General features: G+C 58.6%; 25 protein-coding genes, 1 other RNA gene and 1 pseudogene. 16 read left to right on the forward strand and 11 right to left on the reverse strand.

Features of this window, described 5'->3' with window-relative positions:
- The 3 genes from PG899_RS21745 to PG899_RS21755 form a co-directional block, all read left to right on the forward strand.
- Positions 1-996, forward strand: a 996-nt coding sequence (locus tag PG899_RS21745) for a hypothetical protein (protein ID WP_270697671.1), incomplete at its 5' end; no start/stop codon positions are given.
- Between the two features lie 152 nt (positions 997-1,148).
- Entirely contained in the window at positions 1,149-9,941 is an 8,793-nt protein-coding gene (locus PG899_RS21750) for a PLxRFG domain-containing protein (protein WP_270697673.1), read from the forward strand.
- Positions 9,942-10,003: 62 nt separating this feature from the next.
- The gene (locus tag PG899_RS21755; protein WP_043162700.1) at positions 10,004-10,189 is read left to right on the forward strand and encodes a hypothetical protein; all 186 of its coding nucleotides are present in this window, start codon (positions 10,004-10,006) and stop codon (positions 10,187-10,189) included.
- A 1-nt stretch (position 10,190) separates the two neighbouring features.
- Here PG899_RS21755 and PG899_RS21760 read toward each other — a convergent pair whose 3' ends face one another.
- Both PG899_RS21760 and PG899_RS21765 read right to left on the reverse strand, forming a co-directional pair.
- Positions 10,191-10,847, reverse strand: coding sequence for a hypothetical protein (locus tag PG899_RS21760; RefSeq protein ID WP_103857867.1), 657 nt, complete (start codon positions 10,845-10,847; stop codon positions 10,191-10,193).
- A gap of 12 nt (positions 10,848-10,859) precedes the next feature.
- A complete protein-coding gene (locus tag PG899_RS21765; protein WP_146054086.1) occupies positions 10,860-11,300 on the reverse strand; it encodes a hypothetical protein in 441 nt (146 codons plus the stop codon).
- Between the two features lie 64 nt (positions 11,301-11,364).
- Between PG899_RS21765 and PG899_RS21770 the strand changes: the two genes are divergently transcribed.
- The 6 genes from PG899_RS21770 (at position 11,365) to PG899_RS21795 (ending at position 14,256) form a co-directional block, all read left to right on the forward strand.
- A complete protein-coding gene (locus PG899_RS21770) occupies positions 11,365-11,547 on the forward strand; it encodes a hypothetical protein (protein WP_219143861.1) in 183 nt (60 codons plus the stop codon).
- 98 nt (positions 11,548-11,645) lie between these two features.
- Positions 11,646-12,560, forward strand: a complete 915-nt coding sequence (locus PG899_RS21775; RefSeq protein ID WP_270697677.1) for a KilA-N domain-containing protein — start codon at positions 11,646-11,648, stop codon at positions 12,558-12,560.
- A complete protein-coding gene (locus PG899_RS21780) occupies positions 12,557-13,405 on the forward strand; it encodes a BRO-N domain-containing protein (protein WP_270697679.1) in 849 nt (282 codons plus the stop codon). Before PG899_RS21775 ends, PG899_RS21780 begins: the two co-directional genes overlap by 4 nt.
- Entirely contained in the window at positions 13,402-13,878 is a 477-nt protein-coding gene (locus PG899_RS21785) for a hypothetical protein (protein ID WP_109421869.1), read from the forward strand. Before PG899_RS21780 ends, PG899_RS21785 begins: the two co-directional genes overlap by 4 nt.
- Positions 13,875-14,006 carry a hypothetical protein gene (locus PG899_RS21790; RefSeq protein ID WP_258039729.1) on the forward strand — a complete coding sequence of 44 codons (132 nt, stop codon included), beginning with the start codon at positions 13,875-13,877 and terminating at the stop codon, positions 14,004-14,006. The genes PG899_RS21785 and PG899_RS21790 overlap by 4 nt, the downstream gene beginning before the upstream one ends.
- Positions 14,007-14,133: 127 nt before the next feature.
- Positions 14,134-14,256 carry a hypothetical protein gene (locus PG899_RS21795; RefSeq protein ID WP_270697680.1) on the forward strand — a complete coding sequence of 41 codons (123 nt, stop codon included), beginning with the start codon at positions 14,134-14,136 and terminating at the stop codon, positions 14,254-14,256.
- Positions 14,257-14,464: 208 nt separating this feature from the next.
- Here PG899_RS21795 and ssrA read toward each other — a convergent pair.
- Together ssrA and smpB are read right to left on the reverse strand one after the other, a co-directional pair.
- Positions 14,465-14,824, reverse strand: a transfer-messenger RNA (tmRNA) gene (ssrA, locus tag PG899_RS21800).
- A 119-nt stretch (positions 14,825-14,943) separates the two neighbouring features.
- A complete protein-coding gene (gene smpB, locus PG899_RS21805; protein ID WP_011705343.1) occupies positions 14,944-15,432 on the reverse strand; it encodes an SsrA-binding protein SmpB in 489 nt (162 codons plus the stop codon).
- Between the two features lie 169 nt (positions 15,433-15,601).
- Between smpB and PG899_RS21810 the strand changes: the two genes are divergently transcribed.
- Both PG899_RS21810 and PG899_RS21815 read left to right on the forward strand, forming a co-directional pair.
- A complete protein-coding gene (locus PG899_RS21810; RefSeq protein ID WP_011705344.1) occupies positions 15,602-16,036 on the forward strand; it encodes an SRPBCC family protein in 435 nt (144 codons plus the stop codon).
- Entirely contained in the window at positions 16,029-16,376 is a 348-nt protein-coding gene (locus PG899_RS21815; RefSeq protein WP_011705345.1) for an RnfH family protein, read from the forward strand. Before PG899_RS21810 ends, PG899_RS21815 begins: the two co-directional genes overlap by 8 nt.
- A 127-nt stretch (positions 16,377-16,503) precedes the next feature.
- Here the strand turns inward: PG899_RS21815 and PG899_RS21820 are convergent, their stop codons facing one another.
- The 3 genes from PG899_RS21820 to yiaY form a co-directional block, all read right to left on the reverse strand.
- Positions 16,504-17,139: an NAD(P)H-binding protein gene (locus PG899_RS21820; protein ID WP_077097827.1), complete on the reverse strand. Its 636-nt coding sequence runs from the start codon at positions 17,137-17,139 to the stop codon at positions 16,504-16,506.
- A 160-nt stretch (positions 17,140-17,299) separates the two neighbouring features.
- Positions 17,300-17,638 carry an outer membrane protein assembly factor BamE gene (locus PG899_RS21825; RefSeq protein ID WP_011705347.1) on the reverse strand — a complete coding sequence of 113 codons (339 nt, stop codon included), beginning with the start codon at positions 17,636-17,638 and terminating at the stop codon, positions 17,300-17,302.
- A gap of 135 nt (positions 17,639-17,773) precedes the next feature.
- Entirely contained in the window at positions 17,774-18,925 is a 1,152-nt protein-coding gene (yiaY, locus tag PG899_RS21830; protein ID WP_024943859.1) for an L-threonine dehydrogenase, read from the reverse strand.
- A gap of 392 nt (positions 18,926-19,317) precedes the next feature.
- Between yiaY and udp the strand changes: the two genes are divergently transcribed.
- Positions 19,318-20,073, forward strand: coding sequence for a uridine phosphorylase (gene udp / locus PG899_RS21835; protein ID WP_011705364.1), 756 nt, complete (start codon positions 19,318-19,320; stop codon positions 20,071-20,073).
- A gap of 112 nt (positions 20,074-20,185) precedes the next feature.
- Here the strand turns inward: udp and PG899_RS21840 are convergent, their stop codons facing one another.
- Complete coding sequence (locus tag PG899_RS21840) at positions 20,186-20,950, reverse strand: RluA family pseudouridine synthase (RefSeq protein WP_179101514.1); 765 nt, start codon at positions 20,948-20,950, stop codon at positions 20,186-20,188.
- 151 nt (positions 20,951-21,101) lie between these two features.
- On the opposite strand from PG899_RS21840, the gene rihA reads away from it, so the two are divergent.
- Together rihA and PG899_RS21850 are read left to right on the forward strand one after the other, a co-directional pair.
- The gene (rihA, locus tag PG899_RS21845) at positions 21,102-22,037 is read left to right on the forward strand and encodes a pyrimidine-specific ribonucleoside hydrolase RihA (protein WP_016350161.1); all 936 of its coding nucleotides are present in this window, start codon (positions 21,102-21,104) and stop codon (positions 22,035-22,037) included.
- Between the two features lie 34 nt (positions 22,038-22,071).
- On the forward strand, positions 22,072-22,542 hold the full coding sequence (locus PG899_RS21850; protein ID WP_077097833.1) for a hypothetical protein: 471 nt from the start codon (positions 22,072-22,074) through the stop codon (positions 22,540-22,542).
- 88 nt (positions 22,543-22,630) lie between these two features.
- Here PG899_RS21850 and PG899_RS21855 read toward each other — a convergent pair whose 3' ends face one another.
- The 3 genes from PG899_RS21855 to PG899_RS21865 all read right to left on the reverse strand — a co-directional run bounded on the left by PG899_RS21855 (position 22,631) and on the right by PG899_RS21865 (position 25,285).
- Complete coding sequence (locus tag PG899_RS21855) at positions 22,631-22,927, reverse strand: winged helix-turn-helix domain-containing protein (RefSeq protein ID WP_029303501.1); 297 nt, start codon at positions 22,925-22,927, stop codon at positions 22,631-22,633.
- Between the two features lie 28 nt (positions 22,928-22,955).
- Entirely contained in the window at positions 22,956-23,486 is a 531-nt protein-coding gene (locus PG899_RS21860) for a DUF1523 family protein (RefSeq protein WP_016350163.1), read from the reverse strand.
- A gap of 176 nt (positions 23,487-23,662) precedes the next feature.
- Positions 23,663-25,285: a methyl-accepting chemotaxis protein gene (locus PG899_RS21865; protein ID WP_190283660.1), complete on the reverse strand. Its 1,623-nt coding sequence runs from the start codon at positions 25,283-25,285 to the stop codon at positions 23,663-23,665.
- Between the two features lie 164 nt (positions 25,286-25,449).
- Between PG899_RS21865 and PG899_RS21870 the strand changes: the two genes are divergently transcribed.
- Both PG899_RS21870 and PG899_RS21875 read left to right on the forward strand, forming a co-directional pair.
- Complete coding sequence (locus tag PG899_RS21870; protein ID WP_011705371.1) at positions 25,450-26,082, forward strand: LysE family translocator; 633 nt, start codon at positions 25,450-25,452, stop codon at positions 26,080-26,082.
- A gap of 250 nt (positions 26,083-26,332) precedes the next feature.
- Positions 26,333-26,497 (forward strand): annotated as a pseudogene (locus tag PG899_RS21875) (DUF1460 domain-containing protein); the annotation flags it as partial.
- Positions 26,498-26,566 lie beyond the last annotated feature (69 nt).

The raw sequence follows: 26,566 nt of genomic DNA on the forward strand, positions 1-26,566 counted from the left end.
ATGGCGACAGCAGCGCTGGGGCGAGGAGAGCAAATTACACCAGAGCAAGATGCTTTGTTGAACCATGAATATGCCGCTGGGCGAAATCCATACCGCGTGTTTGGTGACCCGCAATGGCACCGGAGTTCTGACACTGTTTATCAAGGGATGAAAGCAATCATTAACAACCCGGACGCCAAGGTCTGGGATATGGGGAAAATGCGTGGCGCCATCAATACTCCCGAGATGAAAAAATCTCTGACCTATATGGTCAGGAACAATCTCGAAAAGGGTATCGGAACAATGACGCCTGATGGAGTAGTTAAGTCATACGGAGAGGTGGAAGTGGTGCCCACTGGGCGCGGTACCTTCTTCCTTCAGGCCCCAGTGACCTATGTCAACCCAAAGACTGGTGAAGAAACTGTCAAAGATGCCCCTATAACCGAGGGCCGAACTGGTGACCCGAGCGACCCTGTCAAAGAGCTCACCGCCCAGCAGTTCATTCAATACTTCGGTAAGGCTCGCCAGATCAGCCAGCAGATCCAGCAAAACCCAGAGCAATGGGAAAACTACCTTGTGCAGACAGGGATGAAGCCCCAGGCTGACTTTAAGGGGTTCAGGAGTGCGGTGTCAAAAATCAACGCAGACACGGCAAAGGCCATCAGCCAAATCCGGCGCAGTGATATGACCGAGCCAGATAAGCAGGCCGCAATTAAAGAAGAGCGAGTGGCCGCAGAGACACAGATCAGCGACACCAAAGAAATATTTGATATGGGTGGTAAAAAGGCTGACGCTCCCGGTGCTGGAGCTGATACTGGATCAAGGCTACCTGAGCAAGTAAATGGGTGGGTTGGTGGTGATAAGAGAAAGCAGAGCTTTATTGACTCAGCAGTGAGTCGCGGCTTTGACTTTTCCACTTATACACCCGAGCAGCTTGAAAATGAATACCAGTCCATCATCAAGACGCAACGCCAGCGGTCGGCTTACGAGGCGATAATGGGTGGCGGGAAGCAGTGATTATAACCACCGCTGCTGGTTGAACATTTAGCCTGCCAGCGTTAGCATCTCTCCATACTCGGCCAATCTGTTCATTGGCCAGCACTCACCATATCAAGCCCTGATCGGTTCTCCGGTCGGGGCTTTTCTTTTGCAAAAAATCCGAGGATATCATGGCGGAAACCAACGAATTCGATGCCTACTGGGATGACAAGCTCAGCCAGCGTAACCTTGAGGTGGGGGGCATCGATGTCGCCAAAGGGATCGCTGGTGCTGCGGTAAAGGGGACCGGCTCTCTGATCTCGAATCTAAGTGCTGGCGACATTGCTCGCGGAGCCCGTGGTCTTGTTGATCCAACGATGAACAAGGTTGAAGAGGGTGGGGTCATTGATACTGCCCTGACTTGGTTGAATGACACTTTCGACCCAGAAGGTAAAGAGCGCCAGCGGGTTTCCGAGCGGGTAAAAGAGCTGCAGGACAGCGGGTCTCTGCCGAAAGGTGATGGTCAAAATAAGGATCTGACTGTAGCGGCGCTGCCAGGTTTATCTGCGCTTGCTGAGCCATTGAAGGGAGCGGAAGTTATTGGTGACATTGCAGACAAAGCGATAAAGCCGACAGCAAAGTTTATTGGTGAGCCCATCAAGGAGGTTGGCCAGGGAATCATTGAATCAACCTCACCAGATATGCAGGAGGCAATGAGCAACCCAGAGCTCTTCAAGGGTGGCCAGCTTGGGCGAGGGGCCGGGGACCCGGCAGCATGGGCAGGCGTTGCGGCGCAAGCTGTCGGTTCGCTAATACCGACTGTGGCCACGGCCGCTATCACCAAGAATCCAACCGCTGGCCTTGGTGTTGGCATGGGGATGTCAGTGGGCCAGGCCGGTGATGGCGCTTATGAAACGGCTATCAATAGCAACCCAATGGATTTGATCGACTCGCCAATCTTTGTTGGGGAATTGAAGAAGGTCAGCCAAGACCCAGAATTTGCCGAGCTTGATGGGGCCGCAAAGGTCGAAGAGGCGCAGCGACGATACGCAGAACTGTCGTCAAGCATGGCGAAGTCAAAGCCGGAGACCATTGCTGCCGCTGCGATGGGGACCATGCTTGGTGACGCAACCATCGTGAAGACAATGCTTGGTTCAGGTGCTGGCGGTGCTGTCCGTGGCATGCTGAAAGGGGCCGCAACCGAAGCTCCTGGTGAATTTGGTGAGGAATGGCTGCAGCAGTATGTAGGCAACACCACTCAGAACCAGATGGCAAGTAAGCAGTTGGTGGAGCCAATGGCCGGCACCTTGGACGCTGGTCTACATGGCGCGGCGGGTGGTGTCATGGCCGGTGGGGCAATGGGAGGTGCTGCTGCAAAATTTGCCAAAGTGCTGCATGCCAATAAGGATAACCTGACGCCAGAGCAGGCTGTTGAGGTTGTTGAGCGATCTATGAAAAATCGCGGTGTTGACGATGCCACCGCAAGACAAGTAGCAGAGCAAGCTGCCGGCATGATGACCAGCCCAGATCTAGAAGCTGCCGTGGATGGCCTGGCCGATCCGCCGCAAGCAAGCAGCGATCAAAACCCACTCGGCCCCAGCGCCAGCCAGTTTGACGAGCTGCGTGATGTTCCCGCCTATCTGCGTCAAGACGATACCGCCGATCGCTACAAGGGGATGGCGGCTGATAGCGAGGTGCAGCGCGCCTTGGCGGGTGAGTTCGGCCAGACCGTGCAGGAGCTGGTTGCCTCCCAGATGAAGGCTGGCGATCAGGGCAAGAGCCTTTATGAGCGAGCTCAGGCTGGCGAGCTCGGGCTTGACCCGTTCGCAGGCAACAAGAGCGCCCAGCAGGTAGCCATGGAGAACCAGCGCCTAGCCCTGCCGCTCAAGGATGTGATCTTTGCGGGCGATGCCAATGCTAAACCCAAGGGGGAGGCAGTGGCCGCACCTGGGGATCACGATGACCAACAGGCTGGCCCCGGCCCGCAATTCCGAGGTGGTGAGCGTACCAGCTGGCAGAGCGGGCAGGAGGGGGATGTGTTGCCGCCAGAGGCATCTTCCACCAAGCCCGCTGGCGAGCTGCCGGGCGCGGTGATTGAGGGTGAGGCCCGCGAGGTGGGTAACGAGTTGCCGCACCGCAATGTGGTCTATGGCAATGACTTGCGCGCCGAGCAGCAACGGGCCGCCGATCTGGCCCGCCGTGAGCGCGAGCTGAACAACCAGCCCCTGCAGATCGGTCAGTCAGAGACCATCTTTGCCGGGGGCACACCGGGCGCTGACCCGCGCAATAGCGCCTATACCCCGCCCAGGCTGTCACGGGATCAGGTCGATACCAGCATGGGCGAGCAGTCCACCCGCGATCCGCGCAGCCCGGTGGCGCAGTCCATCGAGCAGGCAGGCAGTGCCACCGATTCGGTATTTGGCCCGCTCCAGTCCCTGCGTATCACCAAGCGTGGCAAGCCGTTTGGCAGCGAGAAAGAGGCCGCCATGGCCAGCCGCAAGGGCAAGGAGATGCCGGTGCCGCTCAATGGCGGCGGCTTCGGGGTGGCCGAGATCGCCGAAGTCGAGCAGGTGAAGGCGGCTGCAACCACGCAATCAAGCGCCCCACAACTCGACGACATCAGTGTCACCGACCCGAATCAACCATCTGATCAGCCAGCTGCAAGCGTAAGCGCTGAAACAGTTCCGGCACCGTCTGCCACAGCGGGCGAGGCCAGCCAATTAGTACCAGCTATCGATACCGGATACCGCGAGGTGATCCCCGTCAACCAACCCCAGACAGAGGTGAGCAATGAGCCAGTTACCCCAGTACCTGCAATCAGCAGTGAAGGACAACGCGATCAGCCTGGCGCAGGCGAACCAGCTGCAGCGGGCATTGGAACAGCCTCTGCCGGACTCACCAAGCGAACTGGAACCGGAGATCCGACAGGTCTCCCTCCTGCTCTACCTGCACCAGATGGACAGCAGCAGAATGACCCAACACTGACAGCCCCGGCCACTGATGCCGGGGCTTCTGTATCTGGGGTGGCACAACCAGAGCCAGTGGCGCCGGAGCCTGCCGCCGCACCAACGCCGTGGGCGGAAGCCATTGATAACCCGGATGGCACCATCACCCTGAAAGGCGAGGTGCCGGCCATCAAGCAGTGGGCCAAGGAGAGCGGCGTGAAGGCGATCCCGGGTAAGGGTGGCCTGGTAGTAGCCAAGTCGTTCACTGCCAAGGTGCGAGGCCTTACTGCTCCGGCCGCCAATGAGCCTTCGGCACTGGTCGAGGCTGCTCGAGGTGGGGTAGTTCCGGAGCCAACCGAGGTAGATCTTATTGATCGCGACTTGCTGAAGGAGCATGCCGGACGCTGGAAGTACCGATCTGCTGTTGGGGCTGGCTGGTTTACCTCCAACACCAAAGAGGGCGCTATTGACAGGGCGCGGGAGGCCTACCGGAGGGCTTTCGAGAAGGGGGACCCCGTGCCGACTCGCGAGGAGCGCTGGGAACAGTCTGAGCGCGAGTTTGCTGGGCGCATGGACAACCGCTTTGGCGGGATGACCATAAATGAGTTGGAAAAACGCCACCAGAACCTCGGCGGTACCATTGCGGATTTGCAGTTGGCTGGCCGGCACGAGATGAATGGCAATGGCGGGCGTCGCACCGGTGCCGCGGTAGCCAATGAGGGGGCTCGTCAGGCAGGCCAAGAGAAGATGGATCTCGAGCGTTATATCCAGTTGCGCCGTGAGCGAGAAGAGATGGCTGGCAGTGCGCCGACTCGGATGATAGAGGAGGCCCGCGCCGAGGTTGCGCCCGTCGATGCCAGCACCCTGGCCGATGACGAGGCGATTGCAGTGGCCGATGAGCTGGGTCTGGAGCATGGGGATAACCCGGACGATGCCCGCTGGCGGCTGGATGGCGTCAAGCCGCAGGTGCTGGCCGACACGGTTGATCGGGTGCGCAATCCTAGCCAACCAGCCAAGTTTGAGCGCAGCAAGGATAATCCCAATATCGTGGCGGCCCCGCCGGTGGAAGGCGAGCCAGAAACGCGGCCCAACCGGGTGCGGATGTCGCAGCAACGGGTTGCCGCCGTGGGCGAGCAGGCTGGCTTGACGGCGGATGAGGTTGCCGGGATTGTGTCGGATTTCAGGGCTGAGTATAAAGGGGCTCGGTCACTCGATTTTATTGTTGGTCAAACTCAAGAGGATCTTTATGGACCAGAAGGCAGCCCCGAGCAAATCGGATGGAGCGACGGGGGATACCTCCCCGGCAAGCAGCAGGTCCATCTCTTCGCCGACAGCATCACCCGCCGAGCGGGAAGGCTCGGTCAGGATATTCACCAAGGAGATGGGGGAGAAGGAGGGGTATCTGGAGATCCCGTTCTGGATCAGTCGTTCAGACCAGCGTCACGAGATGAACAGGGTGTGGGAGGCGCAGAAAGAGCAAAAGCGGAAGTCGTCACTACCTTACGTCATGAGGTCTTGGGCCACTACGGTCTGGACACGTTTACGCCAAGCGATAAAGAGGCCCTTCTCCAGAAGCTGATCGACGCCAAGCAGGAGAAATGGATCGCCCCAGTCTGGCAGCAGATTGCGGGCGATTCTTTTTATGGCAAGCAGAGCGCACTGCACCAGGCGGAAGAGGTGTTTGCTCATCTCGCCGAACGCGCGTTGCCCTCCCGCTCTATCCAGGCCTGGAACGACATCAAGACCCTGCTCAGCCGCCTGCTGCGCAAGGTGGGGCTGGTCAAGGGTCCCATCAGGGAGCACGAGCTCGATAGCCTGATCAAGGCCGTTGGCAAGGGCATTCGCAGCGGTGAGCGCAGCCGCCAGAATATCCGGGGTGACAAGGAGGTGATCGGCAAGCAAGCCGATGAGCCAGCCAAGGATGACAAGCCTGAACGCATAATCCGCTTCTCCAAGCAGGCCATGGCCCAGGGGGACAAGCCGGCGACACACCTGACCAGCAAGGAGGCGGAGCTGGTAACCAAGGAGTGGTTCAAGCAGTACCGTGGAGCCAGTGGTATTGATGTGCAGATCCACGCTACCCAGGCCGAGCTGGAAAAGGCGCTGGGGCTGGCGGCACAAGATGGCCTGATCCGCCGCGCCGCCTTTGATGATGACAGCGGAACCCTGCATGTGGCCGCGGATACCATCGCCAATCCCAAGCGGATGCGCGAGATCCTGCGCCATGAGGTGCTGGCCCACTATGGCCTGGCCAATGTCCTGGGTGACGGGGAATACACCAAGCTGATGAGCCGCCTCATCCAGTCCCAGAAGGACCCCAGCATGAAGCCGGTGTGGGACTGGGTGAACACCCATTACGCCGATGAGGACATCGGCACCCAAGCCGAGGAAGTGGTGGCCCACCTCGCCGAAGTCGAGCAGGGGGCCTGGGGCCGTGGCTGGGATCGGGTTGTGGCCTGGGTCACCCGGGCGCTGCGTGCGGTCGGCTTTGTACCTGATGGCATTACCGCCGCGGAGACCCGCTCCCTCATCGAAGGGTTGGGCAAGAAGCTCAAGCGTTCCGGGCCGGATGATAATGGTCCGGACGGCGACAAGAAATTCAGCCAGGAGGTAGATCTTCCAACAGAAATAAGCCAAGACTCGGTTGGAAAAACCCTTGATGTTAGCGGAGTGGAGAGACCGACCATAAACCATGATGGGCAGCCAATCCACCAAACCGAGGAGGGGCTTCGCAACTTCTGGCGTTGGTTTGGGAATAGCCTGATGCGAGATGGTGCGGGCAATCCAGTTGTTGTTTATCACGCAACAGAATCAGATATTACTGCGTTTAATACGCGTGATGCGGTCGAGAATCAATCGTTCTATTATGGTGAAGATAATGGTAGAGAAAAAGACGCCGGGGGATTTTTCTTTACCCCCGACAAGACACTCGCCAACGATTACGCCGAAAATCGACCTAATGCCAACATCATTCCCGTCTACCTGAAATTGAATAATCCAGTCTATCTGGACGAGATGAGCCTCGAAGAGCAAGGTAATTATCTGCGCGAGGCCAGAGCGAATGGGCATGATGGTGCCATCATTGGTGATGGCCTCGAATACGTAGTTTTTACCCCTGAGCAAATTAAATCTGCCATCGGAAACAATGGCGAATATTCCAAGTCCAACCCGGATGTCCGCTTTAGCCAAACCAATACCGCAGCCGACGACTCTAAAACTCTTGAGCAATCCATCAAGCAAAAGGCGGTCTACCAAGCCGGAGCTGCTCTTAGCTCAGTAAAAAACTGGCTCAAGCAGGGGCGACCGTTGATGCTTGGGACCTTGACCGACCTGCAGATTGACCAAGTTTACCGAGATATCACGGGCGGGGCTGTATCCCAGTATCAGCGCTTGCGCACCCAGATGGAGGCTGATCGCAACGACATTCTGCTGGATGCAGAAACCCGGATAGACCCTCTGTGGGATGCACTTGGCAAGCAGGAAAAGGCTGATCTTTCCAACCTGATGCACGATGCCACGATGGCCCGCTTGCACCCTGACAAGTCACTCGATGAGAACAGCTACTACCTGGAGGCCAAACAGAAGGTAGAACGAGCCAAGAAACCGGAGACCAAAGCAGCCTATGAAGCAGAGCTTCACATCATCGAGCGCAATCACTCCGAGCTGGCCAGGCAGTACAACGCGCTGCCAGCCAATGCCAAGGCTCTCTACGACACCATGCAGGACACCTACACCAAGCAATGGGAATCCCTGCGTGGTGCGATTGAGCAGCGACTGGAGGATTTGCTAGGTGTAAACCAAGGGCGTGCCATGGCTGCCGAGATGCGCCAGAAGATGGAGCACGCCCTGCAGCATGGCCCTTACTTCCCGCTGACCCGCTACGGCGACTACGTGGTTAAGGCTCGCAAGGGGGACGAGTACGTCCGCGAGCACTTTGAGCGACGAGCCGACGCCGAACAGGCGGTTAAGCAGTACCAGCGTGACGGTTACAACGCGGTGATGACGGTCAAAGAGGAGGGCGGTGGCGATAGCGCCAACGCGAACCAGCTCGGCATGGAGATGCTGAGCTTCCTCGATAGCGCCGATGGGGTCAGTAAGAGCGCCTTGAAAGACGAGATATGGCAGGCGATGCTGCGCATGATGCCGGATGCCTCCTACGCCAAGCATGCCATTCACCGCCGTCGGGTGAAGGGGGCCAGCCGAGATGCACACCGAGCCTACCTCAACAGCGTCTACCACTATGCCCGCCACGTATCCAAGATCCGCTATGGCCACAAGATGCAGGGGGAGCTGGACAAGCTGAGCGAGCAGATCCGGGCTGGTGTCGCAGGTGAACCAAGCAGCCTCAAGCCAGAAGACCTGGAGATAGCTCAGCAGGTGCTCAATGAGATGAACAAGCGCCATGACCTGAACATGAACCCGACCGGCAAGGCGTGGGCGGGTTCTGCCGGTAATATCGGCTTTCTCTACTACATCGGCCCCTCGGTTGCCTCTGCTGTGGTCAACATGACCCAGAACTTCACCGTGATGCTGCCCCAGCTGGGCGCCAAATATGGTTTTGCGAAGTCTGCTGCCGCCATGACCCAGGCGCTGGGGGATTATGTGAAGCACGGTAAATTCAAGGCTGGCACTACCGAAGCGTGGCACTCACTGACGCGCTCTACCACGTTGCCAGCGGATGAGCGGGCCATCCTGGATAGGCTTTACCGTGCAGGGGCGCTGGATCTCACCCAGGCGCACAGCATTGCTGCCAAGGCTGACACCGACCAGCAAGATGCCAAGCCGATGGGGAAACGCTGGCGCCGAGCCATGCGCTGGGCGGGGGCCACCTTCCACAACGCCGAGGTGCTCAACCGGGAGGTGGCCGCCCTGGCGGCATACCGCTTGCTCAAGCAGGCGGAACCGACGCTCAATGGCCAGCAATACGCTGACCGGGTGGCTGAAATGGTGTATGACGGCCACGGCAACTACGCCGCCAGCAACCGTCCGCGCTATATGCGCAACGACATCACCAAGGTGCTGACCCAGTTCAAGATCTACAGCCAGATGATGACCTACGTTATTTACTCCAATGCAATCAAAGCAGCCAAAGCTGGGTCGTTGAAGGCTTGGAAGAAGGGAGTGCTTGGCAAGGAGCTGACGCAAGATGACCTCAGAGCGATTGCCGATGGCAAGCTTGCAGCCAAGACCCTTGGTGGCGTGCTCGCCACCCACTGGGTGATGGCGGGGGTGATGGGATTGCCAACTCCACTGACCTTTGCCGCCTACGCGATAGCGGCAGGGCTAGACGACGATGATGACCGCAGCGGTGAAGCGTCATTCCGCCTGGCACTGACGGAAGCGCTCGGGCCCCGCGCCGGGGAGCTGCTAGCCAAAGGTCCAATGGATGCCTTGACCAACCTCAGCATTGCCGGCCGTACCGGGCTGGGCGATCTGTGGTGGCGTAGCCCCAAGGAGGGCACCGAAGGGGACGATCTGGCATGGCACGCTGTTCAGCAACTGCTGGGCCCGGTTGCCGGGATTGGCATCAACCTGGCGCGGGGCACAGGGCAGATGACGGATGGCCATATTCAGCGCGGGCTGGAAACCATGTTGCCGAAGTCGATTCGCGACGTTGCCAAGTCCTATCGCCAAGCGACAGAGGGGGAGCAGACCATCAAAGGCGACATCATCATGGATGATGTTGCGACCTGGAACGTCGCCATGCAGGGGCTGGGTTTCGGTAGCGCCCAAATGGCCAAGAATTACGACGCCCGCGAATACATCAAGGGCAAGGAGAAGCGCATCGCGGATAAGCGCTCCCAGTTGTTGACCGACTATTACATGGCCCGCAAAAGCGGTGAGATGGACGAGGTGCAAGAGGTACTGGAGCGCATCAAGATGTTCAATGCCATCCACCACCCTCGCGAGCGCATCACCGGCAAGAGCTTGGCGTTGTCGTTTAAGTCAAAGCTTCGCAGCAACGAGCGCACTCAGGGCGGGGTATACCTCAATCGCAACCGCGAATACCTGAGAGAGGAGGGGCGCTTCGCCGATTAATCGCGGCCCTGGCTGACCCCCAGTGACAGATGTAAGCTGGGGGTATTTTCAGGGAGCGAGTTATGACGGTGAGAGAGTGTGTCGAAGGAATTCAAGAGGTGCTATGGTTTCTGGCTGGCCGCATTATGGAGGGGGTGGCAATGGGGTTTATCATCGCCTGCCTGATCGGTAGCACAGACACCTTCTTGGGGGTGTGGATCATCACCGGCGCCATGTTCGCGATGTTTGGGCGGCACTGGAGGGGGTGAACTACCTTCCTCTGAGCAATGAAAACAACCCTACGACGCCAAAGGCAGAAAATAACGCCACACCAGGCAATGCAGCTGCAAGTGATGCAATCCAGTGCCAGCCAAGGCCATGAAGAGCACCAAAGAATACGGCAATGGGTATTATCGGGGCCATTCTAAAGAGCAATATTACGACCATCGCTAGAGTGGCGTAACCATACCCAATAAAATATGAAATGCCAATAAACCCCAAGTATAGGTAAGCAATGGAGGCTAGCAGAATGCCACTCATAGTCAAAGCTGGCGCTATTGATATAACTGCGCCCACTAGATTCTTCACCATGGTCGTCATTTTTCGAGCCAAATAAATAGTGATGATAGCCAACGCAGATATACCTACTATTTGAGAAGGTAGGGCTTTATTGTTTGGTGCCAGCAGTTCACAAATGTATGAGGTTGCCAACGTAAATAGCACTAGCGTAGCTATAAATGCGATGCCAAACAAACACCCGTACATATTTGCCTTTGCCTCGATGGCGTCGGCATCATACTGCTCTTTGCTATAGCACGGCAGCGCTGACTCATCTTTTTTTATCTCAATGATATTGCGGATTTTGTGTTTCCTGGCGTTCCTTTTTTGATACGTGTTATCACCAACGAAATCCTTATGCGGCTCCACTCGTGATCTCCATCACAAAATCAAATAGGGTTTAACAGCACGACTTAGTCGATGCTGTTCAACGTGCTCTAACAGGCCATCCCACTCTTCCTGCAAAGTTGAGTACAATAGTTGACCACTGGTACTCCAAAGATCCGGGGATGCTTTGATGGTTTCCCAGATTCTGAGCTCGTCGTAATCCAGGAGGTCAGGGCGAGCCATAGCAAGATTAGCCAAGCGAACCGACTCATCGGTTGACCATAACCTATCAATCACTTCTAAAAAGCTATCGCCGCGCTCGATATCGAAGATGGCTTCAGCACCGGCGCGTTCAACAGCCCACTCAATCACCCCTGTAATCGTCCGCTTCTGATGTCTTGCCATTAGATCAATCAGGTACTTAGAGCGCGGATCTAGCCTCAATGAGAGGTTAACGCTAGTAGTGTTCTTCTTTGATTTTTTCTCGATAGCCATAACTGGTCCTAATGTGCCGATTGGGATAGTCATCAGCATTTTTCAATGGCGACAAGTATTTACCATGCAGCGCATGAGAGTCAAAGCGCTTCGTTTCACATATGGTATTGAAAAATCATTGCATGCGGTGATTTGTTGGATTATCTTCATCATGTCGAAACGACAACCAAGAGAGGAAGAAGGTGGAGAGCGAGAAGAAAAAACCAATACAGATACGCATGACGCCAGCGATGATCGCGGAGTATAGCGAGAATGCAGACCAACATTTCAGGACGCTGGCAGCAGAGGTGATGTACAGACTGGCGGTACTGGATGCACTGGTAAAAAGGGGAGAGGTAAACCTGAATGAGTTCAAGTTTTAGCAGAAAGAATTCGGCCAAGACGGGTGGAGCCGCCAAGGCCGAGGGATGTAAACCTAACCAGCAAAGTAAGGACTACGGTATGACTATACATCAATCGGATAGACAAACGAAAGTCAATGCCATCGTTATCGAGAGCCATTCTATCGCAGTGAAGGCTGACGGCATGTACTGCCTCAACGATCTACACAAGGCCGCTATGGCGTTGGGTAAGGCGACCGAGAGCCAGCGTCCGGGGGCATTCTTTGATGCAGAAACAAACCGAGAGTTTGCCCGTGTCGTTTCAGAAAGTGCAGGTATCGCTGCATTTAAATCTATAAAGGGCCGCAACGGCGGCACCTGGGCTGTAGAGTTGGTCGCCATGAAGTACGCCGGTTGGATCGATGCTTCATTTGAAGTGCAGGTCTATGCCGCAGCTCAAGCGCTGCGCCACGGCGACATTGAAAAGGCGGTTGAGCTCTCGGGCAGCAAGGCGGCCAAGGTCGCGCTGGATGACATGCGCTTGGCCAAGGCTGTCACGTTGCGCGCCCAAGCGCTCGATCAGCAGATCAAGAACGCCCAAGCTATCTGTAATCTGCTCCCCCACCTGAGTGATGTGTCTCGCCAAACCATTACCGCGTCACTGGTTAACCCAGTGGCGGGCGCTGACATTATTCCGCTGCCATTGCTCACTGAGCATTACTACACAGCCACGGAGGTGGGTGAGCGGTTTGGTATCAGCGCCAACAAGGTGGGCCGCCTCGCCAATGAGCACGGCTTGAAAACCGAGCAATACGGCAAGGTGTTTCTCGACAAATCGCCAAACTCGCCCAAGCAGGTGGAGTCGTTCCGCTACAACGACGCCGGCATGAAGGCCATTGGCGAGATCATCACACTGCTGGAAGTTGGGGGTGCGGCATGAACCTTCATCAGCAAACCAAAGTTTTGGCAGGGCCGCAGAATGACGGCGGCAGCCTGATCATGAAGTCTTTCGAGAACTACCAGATCCGCATCATCACCGACGAACAGGGCGAGCCTTGGTTTGTGGCCAGCGATGTTGCCGCCGTACTGGGGTATGCGCAAACCAACAACATGAACAAGCTGATTGATGAAGATGACAAGAACAAGAGGGTGCTCCAAATTGGAGGAAACTATGTCAATCAATCACTTATAAATGAGTCAGGCCTCTATCAAGCCATCTTCGGCAGCACGAAATTAGAAGCCAAACGCTTTAAACGCTGGGTCACCTCCGAAGTGCTGCCGAGCATTCGCAAGACAGGCAGCTATGGCGCACCGGCCGCCAACCTGCCTGACTTCAGCAACCCGGCCGCCGCCGCTCGCGCTTGGGCTGAGGAGTACGAGCGCGGTCAGGTACTGGCTATTGAGAACAAGCAACAGCAAGCGCAGATCGACTCACTCGAGAGCCTGTTCCGCCAGGGTATGACCATCCCACAGTTCTGCAAGATGCTCAACGGCGTCAACTCTCAGCAGGTGTGCGCCTATTTTGAAGATCGCGGCTGGTTGTACAACGAAAGCCGTTCCGGCAAGCGCTGGCGCGCCGCATCTTACGCCCGTGACACCTACCTCACCGAGGAGCAGCATGAGCAGAAGCGGCATGGTTTCGACCCCTTCATCTATTTCACGCCTGTGTTGTTGCAGAAGGGGGCAGTACGGATCTATCAGATCTACCTGAAAGGTGAGCTCCCCATGAAGAAGGATTGGGACGGTCTGTTCACCCAGGACAAAGTGATCAAGGGGGCCGCATGAGCAGCCAGCCTATTTACCCAGTTTTTAGATTCAGAGATAGCGTCAGTGACGGTGAGAAGGAAAGACGCCTGTCGGGGTTTCGTGATGCCATGCAATCTGTGTCACTGGCTCTCAGCATGAGTGAAAGCCCCCCAATTGTTTTGAGTGCGGCAAGAACAACGCTGGCTGCTGCGTACCTGTTATTCAACGGTAGGGCATTCAACAATGGCACTGTCAGTAAGCTGCTCACACTGGAGGATATTGAGTGGACAATGAGCTGCACGCTCGAAGCTGAGTTTTATGGCGAGGGCGGAAGTAAAATCACTGCGTCTAAACTGACAGAGCTGTACATGTGCCTGACTGTAATTGATGACCACACATGCTGGCTTTCAGAGGCCGGGATTGGGGTGATGGATGGCCTGATGATGAGTACCCTTGGCGTGACATTTGTGATGCCAGACTTCGTCACCGAGTTCATGGGAGGTCTGCAATGAGCGCCGCCCAACTGCAGGTTGAGTTGAATGCCCTGCTGGGGGAATTGGAGGTTATCGACCTCTGTCCTCAGGATCGCAGGGCGCTTGTTGACAGGATCCAGCGCATGATGCCTGACAAGGCTGACTGATACTGATGGGGCTGCGGCCCCATTTTTAATACCCAAATCAGTCCGAAAATGATAAATTCAAGAAGTTTACTGTATGTGTATACAGTATTTCACAGTCGAGAGACTGGGAGAGCAAGGGGGAAATCGGATGGAATCACTACTAAGCGAACTGGAAGAGTTTGTTGAGACGCTGGACCTGGCGCCTGAGGAGGAGAGCAAGATCGCGCGCATTCTGGAAAAACTACGCGATGAAGCCACCGCGTCAGTGTGACGCGGAAGGATTCGGATTGGCCCGCCACTGTGCGGGCTTTTCTATGCCTGGAGGGGAGAAAAGAAAAAAGCCTGCATTTCTGCAGGCTTTCTTGCTCTTGGATCACCAGTGGATCATTTCGATTCCAGTTTTGGTCCAGTCACTGTCGCTATGTTTTTGCTAAGTGGCTGTTTTTTCTGGGTTTGTCCTGTCGGTGTCCTAGTTAAATTGGTGGAGCTGGGGGGATTTGAACCCCCGTCCAAAATTACTACATCCTTGGCACTACATGCTTAGTCACTCTTTACATTCGCCAACCCGCTGCGGAGAGACACGCCACGAATTGACTAGCTCGATTGGTTTTAATGCTTCCGCCCCGAGCAGGACTTCCACACGATCCTGTGAAGGATGACCTTCCGATTCCCTAGGACACAGGCAAGCTAGGGTAGAAGGGCTCAGCGCAGGTTATTAAGCTGCGAGTGCGTAGTTTTCGTCGTTTGCGACTATTTTTTTGCGGTTTATTAACGAGGCCTACCGCACCTCGGCATGCACCTTGGGTTTCGTGAATCTTGTCGAATCCAGAATCAGCCCCAAGTTGTTAAGAGCGATTGTACGCAAAAATCCTGTCATGGCAAGGCGTTGATGGCAATCGACCGGCCTTGGCCGGTCGATTGCTGGTTTATTGGGCGGCGCCCGGCAGGCGGCGCACCATCAACCGCGGTGCTTGTTCTTCATGATGCGCGCTTTTTCCCGATCCCATTCGCGGGCCTTGGTGTCTTCGCGCTTGTCGTGCTCTTTCTTGCCTTTCACCAGGCCGATCTCGACCTTGACCCAGCACTGTTTCCAGTAGAGAGCGAGGGGAACGACGGTGTAGCCCTGGCGGGCGATCAGGCTCTCGAGCTTGTCGAGTTCACGGCGGCTCAGCAGCAGTTTGCGGGTCCGGGTCGGGTCGCACACCACATGGCTGGAGGCCGCTTGCAGTGGCAGGAAGCTGGAGCCGAACAGGTAGGCCTCTCCATCGCGGAAGATGACATAGGCTTCGCTGATGTTGGCCTTGCCCGCCCGCAGAGATTTGACTTCCCACCCTTGCAGGGACAGACCCGCCTCGATCTTTTCTTCGATGAAGTATTCGTGGCGCGCGCTTCTGTTGAGTGCAATGGTGTTGGACCCGGCTTTGTTTTTACTGTTTTTTTTGCTCATGACGGGCGATTTCCGGCAATGACTGGGAGGAGGGCATTATACGTGGGCAAGGGCGGCTGTAAAACGCGCAGCGGGTCAACTGATGGCTTTATGAGCAGTTTGACCGAGGTTTTACCTCCACAAGATGAAACATGATGATAAAATCGCGGCGATTGGATGAGGAAAAGCCATGCCCCGTATTACTCGCAGTGCCCTGGTGATGTTCAGCGCCGAACAGATGTTCAGGCTGGTCAATGATGTTCACGCTTATCCGGAGTTCCTGCCCGGTTGTGTCGGCAGCCGTGTCCACGAAACCGGCGATGACTATATGACGGCCTCGGTCGATGTGGCCAAGGCCGGGATTGCCAAGACCTTTACCACCCGCAATCTGCTCGATGCCAACCGGCAGATCAAGATGGAGCTGGTGGAGGGGCCCTTCAGCAAGCTGGCGGGCTGGTGGACCTTCACGCCGCTGGACGTGGATGCCTGCAAGGTGGAATTCGATCTCGACTTCGAGTTCACTTCCAAACTCATCGAGCTGGCCTTCGGCCAGATCTTCCGCGATCTGGTGAGCTCCATGGTGCTCGCCTTCTCCAACCGCGCCAAGGTGGTGTACGGTGCCTGATCAACTCAACATCGAAGTGGTCTACGCCCTGCCCGAGCGGCAGACGGTGCTGCGCCTGCGGGTGCCTGCACAGACCTCGGTGCTGGCCGCCCTCGAGCAATCCGGCATTGTGCAAAAACACCCCGAGATCGATCTGACGGTCAACAAGTTCGGCATCTACAGCCGACCGGTCAAGGGCTCCGAGCTGCTGCAAGATGGCGATCGCATCGAGATCTACCGTCCGCTCATCGCCGATCCCAAGGAGATGCGCAAGAAGCGCGCGGAAAAGGCCAAGGAAGAGGGACGTGCCGACGTGGTCACGGGTGGCCGTCCCAATGCCAATCGCAAACAGTCTGACTAAATACCTGCATTGGCAGGCAGGATACTTCGTATAAAAAGTGTCAGCACTGGCACGACACCGCATATAAAAAAGGCGCCTTGGCGCCTTTTTTGATCCCGTCATCCACCTGCCAAGTTGAGGCGCTTGGCTACAGCTGGAGCAGTCGCTCGTTCTCGACCACTTCGCAGCCGGCGGGCTGGCGGGAGAGGGTGATCATGGCGCGGGCTACCTGGCCGGCCTCGATGGCGCGCCAGCGGCGCAACCTGCCAACCAGGAGCGGCTTCAGCAACGGGTAGATGGCCTGGAAAAACTGCTCCGAGCGGCGCGGCGGCTGACGATCTCCCAGCAACATGGCGGGGCGCACGATAGCGAGTCGTAGCCAGGACTGGGCCAGCAATGCCTGCTCCATCTCCCCCTTGGTGCGGGGATAAAGGGCAGGGGAGTGCGGGTTGGCCCCCAGGCTCGAGACCACCACCAGTCGCTGGCAGGCGTGGCGGCGGGCCAGCTCGGCAAAGGCCAGCACATAGTCGAGATCGACCCGGCGAAAGGCCTCGGCCGAGCCGGCTTCCTTGCGGGTGGTGCCAAGGCAGCAGAAGGCGAGATCCACCGGTTCGGGCAGATTCACCTCGGCCAGCATATCGAAATTGACTGGCAGCCAGTGGCGGGCGGGTTGCGGCTGCCCGGGCTTGCGGCAGAGCAGGGTCAGTTGGTGCTCTGCTGGCAGTTGTCGCACCAGCTCGCGGCCGATAAGGCCGCTGGCTCCGGCGATCAGGATCCGGCTCATGCTGGCCTCCCAAGTTCAACGAGGGCTGCCAAGGTCTTGCCATCGAGTCGTCCGTGGGTATGGGGATTCTTGGGCTGGTGCATGGAGGCTCCCTCGCTAAGATGGGATGGTGGTGGTCAAATAAAACAAAACCGGCGCGAGGCCGGTTTTGTGGATGGGATCAGAGCGGGGTATGGAAGGCCGCTGGCAGCGGGAAGTCGCCGGTGACCGTGGCCAATCTGTCGTTGGCAAAGGTCAGGGTGAGCTCCTTGCGCTCTTTCTCACCGCGCCCCGGCTGGAATTCATAGAGGTAATACCAGGTGTTCGGGTCAAAGCCGTCGCGCAGCATGGCGGAACCCAGCACGAACTCGACCTGCTCGCGGGTCATGCCCTGGCGCAGTTTGTCGACCTGTTTTTGTTCCACATAGTTGCCCTGAGGAATATCGATGCGATAGACCAGGCTGCAACCAGACAGGGTGAGGGCGGTCAGGGCCGCGGCAATCAGGTGTTTCATCCGCATATCGAGTTCAGATCATCCATTCAAGTCTTTTTAAGCTCGGCAAATCATACCGGCTCCCTCTACGGAAGTAAAAAGCCATTGATCCATCAGCCAATAAAAAGGGCCGCCATGCGACCCTTTCTGCCAATTGCGCCCTTACATGGCGGTGCGGAAGATGGCGACGATCTCTTCGTGGCTCGCCTGCTTCGGGTTGGTGAAGCCGCAGGCATCTTTCAGGGCGTTCTCGGCCAGCAGGTTGAAGTCATCGGCCTTGACGCCGAGCTGCTCCAGCCCGGCCGGGATCTTGACATCGCGAGCCAGCTGCTGGATGGCGGCAATGGCGGCGGCGGCCCCTTGCTCGTCATTCATGGCGTTCACGTCCACCCCCATATGACGGGCTACATCCTTGAGCCGGCCGGCGCACACCTGGGCGTTGTAGGCCTGCACGTGGGGCAGCAGCACGGCGTTGCACACCCCGTGCGGCAGGTCGTAGAAGCCGCCCAGCTGGTGGGCCATGGCGTGCACGTAGCCGAGGCTCGCGTTGTTGAAAGCCATGCCGGCCAGGAACTGGGCATAGGCCATCTGCTCGCGGGCGTGCAGATCGTCGCCCTGATTGACCGCGGTGCGCAGGTGCTTGGCGATGAGCTGGATGGCCATGATGGCGCTGGCATCGGTCACCGGGGTGGCGATGGTGGAGACATAAGCCTCGATGGCGTGGGTCAGCGCATCCATGCCGGTGGCGGCGGTGAGGCCGGCGGGTTTCGCCAGCATCAGCTCGGGGTCGTTGACCGACATCAGCGGGGTGACGTGCTTGTCGACGATGGCCATCTTCACGTGGCGGGCCTCGTCGGTGATGATGCAGAAGCGAGTCATCTCGGAGGCGGTGCCAGCGGTGGTGTTGATGGCGATGAGCGGCAGCTGCGGCTTGGCGGAGCGATCCACCCCTTCGTAATCCTTGATGCTGCCACCGTTGGCGGCCACCAGGGCGATCCCCTTGGCGCAGTCGTGAGGCGAGCCGCCCCCCAGCGAGATGACGCAGTCACAGCCATTGGCCTTGAGCATGGCCAAGCCCGCTTCCACGTTGGTCATGGTCGGGTTGGGTTTGGTCTCGTCGAAAACTGCGCTTTCAATGCCATGTTCTGCCAGCAGGCCGGCGACCTTGGCGACCACGCCGATCTGGTTGAGGATCTTGTCGGTGACGATCAGCGCCTTGCGATGGCCATAACCCTTGATATCGGCTGCCGCCTCTTGCAGACAGCCTGCCCCCATCAGGTTGATTGCGGGAATGTAGAACTTGAATGTCGCCATGATGGACTCCGTTTTATTAGCCATTAAGTGGTATGCGGGCGCCAACATAACATCGTCAGAGGGGATGAAAAGGGGTCAATGGTATCTGCATTGCAACTTTATGGACTCGATCACGTACCGGAAACATGGGTCGCGACAGGGATTGACAAGGGTCCTTGCCCGTTCGCGGGCAGAAAAACGTTTTTCAATTAATTCATCAGGTTAGCAAACGTTTTGCGCCGAATTTGTCACTGTCAATGCAAGGAAGTGTGAGATGCTTCAAGGAATTGGAAAGCGCTTTCGACCATAGTTGGCGCCTCCCCGACGAGGGGAGTGAAGGCTTGAAAGTACCATAAAGAATCATCTTAACTTGCCCCCTGACCATGCTGGTGGGGAGCAACCAGGAGTCCACTATGTCTGATGTATTTCACTTGGGTTTGAAGAAAGCGGATCTGCAAGGCGCCACCCTGGCGATCGTCCCTGGTGATCCCGAGCGCGTGAAGCGCATCGCAGAGCTGTTGGATAACCCGGTGCACCTGGCCAGCCATCGTGAGTTCACTACCTGGCGCGGCGAGATGGACGGCAAGGCCGTGATCATCTGCTCCACCGGTATCGGCGGCCCGTCCACTTCCATCGCGGTGGAAGAGCTGGCTCAGCTGGGCATCCGTACCTTCCTGCGCATCGGCACCACCGGCGCCATCCAGCCGCACCTGAACGTGGGTGACGTGATCGTCACTACCGGTTCCGTGCGCCTCGACGGTGCCAGCCTGCACTTCGCGCCGATGGAGTTCCCGGCCGTGGCCGACTTCGACTGCACCACCGCGCTGGTCAACACCGCCAAAGAGCTGGGTTCCAAGCTGCACATCGGTGTGACTGCCTCCTCCGATACCTTCTACCCGGGTCAGGAGCGTTACGACACCGTATCCGGCCGCGTCGTGAGCCGTTTCCAGGGTTCCATGAAAGAGTGGCAAGCCATGGGCGTGCTGAACTACGAGATGGAATCTGCCACCCTGCTGACCATGTGCACCAGCCAGGGCCTGCGTGCCGGTATGGTGGCTGGCGTCATCGTCAACCGTACCCAGCAGGAAATCCCGAACGCCGAGACCATGGCGAAAACCGAATCTGATGCCATCAAGATCGTACTGGGCGCTGCCCGCAAGCTGATCTGATAGCACCACACCGAGTGGGGGGTGGGGGCCGTTGCGAAAGCACGGCCCCTATCTTTATCCGCCGTTTACCGCTTTGCCCCTCTTCTGCTTGTCTGCCCCTTCATTTCTCCGGTTACCCCTGTTGCCCCGTCATGGCCGCCAGTGCTTGCGCAAAGGGCGCCTCACTGCGGATCTGCATCGGCTCGCCGCTGACCGGATGGACAAAATCGAGTTCACTGGCGTGCAGCATCAGCCGCGGCGCCTGCTCGCAACCGGGCGGCAGCAGGCCGCCATAGAGATCGCAACCCAGGATGGGATGGCCCAGCTGCTGGCTGTGGATGCGCAGCTGATGGGTGCGGCCGGTCTCCGGCACCAGTCTGACCCAGGTCAGCGGCACTGTCTGTCCCTGAATCTGCTGCGCTAGCCGCTCAATCACTTGATAGCGGGAGCGGGCGGGTTTGCCGTTGACGGTGCAGATGCTCATCAGCGGAAACAGCGCCGGATCCTTGGCGATGGAGGCATCGATCACCCCTTCCTCTTCGGCCAGGTGACCGCACAGCAGGGCGCTGTAGGCCTTGCTCACCGTGCGCTGGCTGAACTGGCGGCAGAGCAGGGCGTTGATGGCCTTGTTCCTGGCCACCAGCATGATGCCTGAGGTGCCAAAATCGAGGCGATGGACCAGGGCGCAGCCGGGGTAAGCCTGCACCAGTCGATGGTGCACCGAGTCGAGGTTCTGCGGGTTCTTGCCCGACAGGCTCAGCAGGCCGCTTGGCTTGTTGATGAGCAGCAGGTGCTCATCCTCGAACAGGATCTCGATGGTGGCCGCACAGGGCGGCGCGATGAAGGTGTCGACGATGACGGACATGGGGCGCACGGTCTGAAAAGGGAGGGGGATCATACCCGAACCGGCGAAGCGCGGCGAATCGGTGTGAGTGCCGGCGGCAAGTGATTGATCTGTTTGGCCAAGGCGTTTTGTGACTCCCTCCAGAGTTAATCCTGCCGCCGCTTGCTAAGGTATGGCTCCCTGTCATGTTGTAAGGAGTCCGTCCATGGCGTTGCCCGTTATTCTCGATTGCGATCCCGGCCACGATGATGCCATCGCCCTCATCCTGGCGCTTGCCAGCCCCGAACTCAAGGTGCTGGCGGTCACTACCAGCGCCGGCAACCAGACGCCGGACAAGACCCTCAACAATGCCCTGCGCATCCTGACCCTGCTGGGGCGTGACGATATCCCGGTGGCGGCGGGGGCCCCCAAGCCGCTGGCCCGCGAGCTGATCATCGCCGACAACGTCCACGGCGAATCGGGTCTCGATGGCCCCAAACTGCCTGATCCGGCCTTTGCCCCCGTGGCCATGACCGCCCTTGAGCTGATGGCCAAGTGCCTGCGCGAGAGCCCTGAGCCCGTGACCCTGGTGCCGACCGGCCCGCTCACCAACATCGCCTTGCTGCTGGCGGCCCACCCCGAGCTGAAATCCAAGATCGCTCGCATCGTGCTGATGGGCGGCGCGGCGGGGCCAGGCAACTGGACCCCGGCGGCGGAATTCAACATTTATGTGGACCCGGAAGCGGCCGATATGGTGTTCAAGTCGGGGCTCCCCATCACCATGTGCGGGCTGGACGTGACCCACGAGGCGCAGGTGATGGACGAGGACATAGCGCGGGTGCGCGCCATCACCAATCCGGTGGCCCAGTGCGTGGCCGGGCTGCTCGACTTTTTCATGATCTACCACCGGGATCCCAAGTGGGGATTTGCTGGCGCGCCGCTGCACGACCCCTGTACCATTGCCTGGTTGCTGGCCCCCGCACTGTTTCACGGGGTCGAGTGTCGGGTCGATATCGAGACCGGCGGCACCCATACTAGCGGCATGACGGTGGTGGATCGCTACGGTCTGACCGGCAAAGCGGCCAATGCGCTGGTGTTGCTGGGGCTGGATCGGGCCGGTTTTATCGATCTGCTGGTCACGCGGCTGCGGGCCTTTGACTGAACGCAGTTCCACTCTTGCAAGAAGGGGCGAAGCGATGTGGAAGACAGGGCTGGCACTGCTGGCCGGGTTGCAACTGACGGGGTGTGCCACGCCGTTCGAATCGATGTGGCAGGGGCTGGCGACCTGCGAGCTGGACGATCTCTATCTCGACAGCGAGACCGGCCAGCCGGTGCACCCGCAGCTCAAACACTTCACCCCCTACAAGGTGACGGACGGTTTTGCCTGGTACAAGACCCGCCAGGATCTGCACGGTCTGCCCATCAGCGGTTTTCTCATCCCCTCGTCCACCTTCGAGGTGCACGCCCTGTTCGTGGATACCCCCATCGCCAATGCGCGGCGTCTGACTCACAACGCCTATGGCAGCGAGTTTTCCGACGAGCAGAAGCACGATGCCGGGCTGGTGCCCCTGCTGCTGCGCGACCCCAACAACCCCAAGCGCTCCATCATCGACTGCACCAAGGGGGAGACCCAGGATCCATTGCCAGAGGAGCCTTTCCCCGAATAGGTGCAAGGCCGAAGCCTTGGCACAGATAAATAAAAGAGGGCCAGCCTTGTAGGCTGGCCCTCTTTTATTCTGGTGGGCAGAGACCTGATTAGGGATACCCCAGCGTCTCCTTGATGGCAGGTAATTGCGCCGCGATCCAGGCAGGATTGATGGGCCCCCAGTCACTGATGCGATAGTGCCCCTGCAGATGACGAGCCCCCTCGGTCTGCTCGAAGCCACAGCTGATGTCCAGCTCGGCCAGAGCGCTGAGCGTATCCTGCGCGGTGCGGCGCGGCATGCCGGTTGCCTCCATGATGGCCGGCACCGTATCCGTGCCCTGGCTGATGAGCCAGGCCACGTAGAGCCGGCGATAGAAGCTGGTGCGCGTCTTGCTCGGCTCACTCATTGTCCGTTCCTCCGGCAAGCTGCTTCGCTCATATCTCGTCCTCGAGCCGATCGAAGTAGCGCCAGGTGGCGATGGCAGCCTTGCCCATCACCAGAGCCCAGATGCCGAACCAGAACCAGCGGAAGAAGCTCCAGGTGGAGGCGTCGGGTTCGGTGCTCTCAATCTTGGTGACGTTGGGGAACATGGAGAACATGTTGATGCGCCAGCCGTAGGAGGTGATGATGGCCAGCCGTTTTTCGAACTCCATCGACTTGGCCTTGGCCTGCACGTCGGCGGCGTTGAACTTGAAGTAGAAGGGCCAGCCCCACTCGGTGTCTTCGTTGCGGAACACTCGGATCTTCTCGCCGGGCCGCTCGGTGTAGATGTAGTAGACGTCGGTGGTGGGACCGTCGGCCGGGTTCTTCTGGCTGATGGGACCATCCTTGTCGGTACGTTTCACCTCGACCCCGGTGATGGTGGCGATGGTGTGCTCCGGCAGATAGAAATCGAGCCAGATGGCGGAGACGAGGGCGATGAGCCCGAGGCCGATGAAGGCCGGTTTCTTGAAGGACAGCTTCATGATGATCTCGCATGAGGGGGAGTGACGTGCCTCTACCATACCCACATTTGGTGAGGTAGCCCAGCCCCCAATGAAGCCATGTTATAAAAAAGAGCGTTTAAAACAACAACAAGCCGTCAGCTCCATTAACAGCAAGGCCCCGGATCCGGGGCCTTGCTGTGCTCACGAGGGCGTGGTTACAGCTGGAACTGGGCCAGCTGCTTGCGCTGCTGCTCGGCGAGCTGTGACAGTTCGTGACTGGCGGCGGCACTCTGGCTGATGCCGGCCGCGTTCTGGTTGACGATCTCGTGGATGTTGGTGATGTTGCGGTTGATGTCGGCGGTGACGCAGGACTGCTCTTCGGCGGCGGTGGCCACCTGGGCGTTGGCGCCGTTGATCTGGTTGACCGCTTCGGTGATGCCGCCCAGCAGCGCCTGCACCTCGCCGGAGAGTTGCTGGTTGTGGGCCAGGATGGCGAGGGTCTCCTGCACGCCGCTGTTGGCCGACTGGGACTGGCTCTGCAACTGCTCGATGATGGCCTGGATCTCCTTGGTGGAGTCCTGGGTGCGGGCCGCCAGCATGCGTACCTCGTCGGCCACCACCGCAAAGCCGCGGCCGGTTTCACCGGCGCGGGCGGCCTCGATGGCGGCGTTGAGCGCCAGCAGGTTGGTCTGCTCCGAAATCCCCTGAATGACCTCGATCACCTTGCCGATCTGCTCGGACTGGGACTTGAGCTGGGCCACCTGCGCGGCGGCGCTCTCGAGGCTGCCCGCCATGCGGCTGTTGGCCTGGATGCTCTCGGCAAACAGCGTCAGCCCTTGCTCGACTCTGTCGTTGGCATCGCGCGCCAGCTCGTCGGCCAAGGCGGCGTTGTGGTTGACGTTGTCGGCGGTGCTGGCCAGCTCGGTGACGGCGGAGGCCACCTGCTCGGTCTCGCTGCGCTGTTGCTGGGCGTTGGCTTCGGACTGGGTCATCACGGCGGCGAGCTCGGTGGCGGCGGAGGCCACGTTGCCGCTGATGCCGGTCAGGGTCTGGATGGTGTTGCCAAGCTGGGTCAGGGTCTGGTTGATGTCGGCGGCCAGCTGGCTCAGCTCGTTGTCGCCGTCGGCGGCGGCGCGCACATTGAAGCGGCCCTGGGCCACGGCGCGCATCACCTGCTGCAGCTGGCCGATGGGGCGCACTATCCGGCCGGACAGCCACCAGCCACCAAACAGGGCGGCCAGCAGGGCTGCCCCCATCAGCAGCAGGGTACGCAGCAGGGTGGTGTGGTAGTGGGCCTGTTCCTGGGCGATCTCATCCTGGATCAGCTGGTTGATGTGCGCCGACATGGCATCGATCTGCTTGATGAGATCTTCCCCCAGCTCGCGAAAGCGTAGGCGGGCCTGCTCATAGGCGGCGGGATCACCGCTACCCTGGTGCTTGGCGGCCAGCAGCGGCAGCATGTTGTTGCGGGTGTGGCCGAGGTAGGCCTGCAGGGCGGCCGCCACCCGGCTGTTGTCCTGCTCGGCGCCGGTGATGACCAGTCTGGCCAGGATGGAGCCGATCTCCTGCTCGGCGGCGGTCAGGTCACCGGGCAGCGTGGCAAAGCGTTCGGGGTCGTAGAGGCCATAGATGGCGGTGGTGCGCAGCCGGTAGGTGGCGTGGATCAGGGTGGCGATGTCGTCCTTGTGACGGGTCACGCTGACGGTGGTGTCGTTCATGTCGCCGATGGCGCTGTCGATGTCCTGCTTGCCGATCCCGATCATCAGGATCATCAGCAGGCTGGCGAGCAGGAGAGGAATGAGTACTTGCAGACGGATAGAGAGATTATTCAATGACATGAAAGATCCTGACCCAGAAGAGGAACAAGGCGGCATCTTACACAGGCGCGACAAACCTTGCCACAGGTTTTTATGGCTGAAATCATGCTGAACGAAAAGGTTTTTTCTTGTGTTAAATGAATGTGATAGGCAAGATCGTCGGTCTGTTACCATGGAGGTGTAGTGTGTCCGACTGGATCGATCCCGCCATTCTGGCGCTGTTTATTCCCACGTTCTTTTTTGTCTCCGTGACCCCCGGCATGTGCATGACCCTGGCGATGACCCTCGGCATGAGTCTGGGGGTGCGCCGTACCCTGCACATGATGTGGGGGGAGCTCATCGGGGTCGGCCTGGTGTCGGTACTGTCGGTGATCGGGGTGGCGGCCGTCATGCTCAACTACCCGGCGCTGTTTGCCGCCTTCAAATACGTGGGCGGCGCCTATCTCATCTGGCTCGGCATCCAGATGTGGCAGGCCAAAGGCAAGCTGGCCATCCCGGCGGATCTGTCGGCGGCCCAGGAGACCCGTCCCCTGGCGCTGGCCATGCAGGGTTTCGTCACCGCCATCGCCAACCCCAAGGGGTGGGCCTTCATGGTCTCTCTGCTGCCCCCCTTCATCAACGCGGCCAAGCCGATGGCGCCGCAGATCAGCGCCCTGGTGGCCCTGATCCTGGTCATCGAGTTTTCCTGCCTGCTGCTCTACGCCAGCGGTGGCCGCACCTTGCGCCACTTCCTCGCCAAGAGTGGCAACGTCACCCTGATGAACCGGATCGCCGGCTCCCTGATGTTCGGCGTCGGGGTCTGGCTGGCGCTGGGTTGATTCGCTTGCCAGCTGGCCTGACTCTGCCGAAAAGCCCCGCCCCGCGGGGCTTTTTCGTGATGCCTCTGGGCATTCGAACTTGCCATGAACGCGGTCTCCAGGGTGGGATGGGGGAGGCTGGCCACATTTGCTTACATTTATCCGGTTTGCAAACGGCCGGGATGCCGTCAGTCTCGAATGGCATTCTCTTGCGCCTGCGAGAGAGTGCACAGGGTCCGTTTATTAACATTCCGAGCAAGGAGATTTAAGGATGATGAGGCTGACCAGTATTGCATTGCTCCTGTTTGCCGGCGCGGCAGTCGCCGGCAAAGAGAGAAACCTCGATTTTTACAACATCAAGGAGCCGCAACTTATCGAGCTGTTTGCCCGTCAGCAGGGGGCGCCGGGTCAGTCGATCAGGGATTTCTACAAACTACCTACACAGATTGACTATGAAATAAATCTGGAAATCGTTGTATGGTAGGGCTTAGTGGCCTTTTCCAGA

Source organism: Aeromonas sp. QDB39, assembly GCF_027707585.1.
Lineage (GTDB): Bacteria > Pseudomonadota > Gammaproteobacteria > Enterobacterales > Aeromonadaceae > Aeromonas > Aeromonas hydrophila.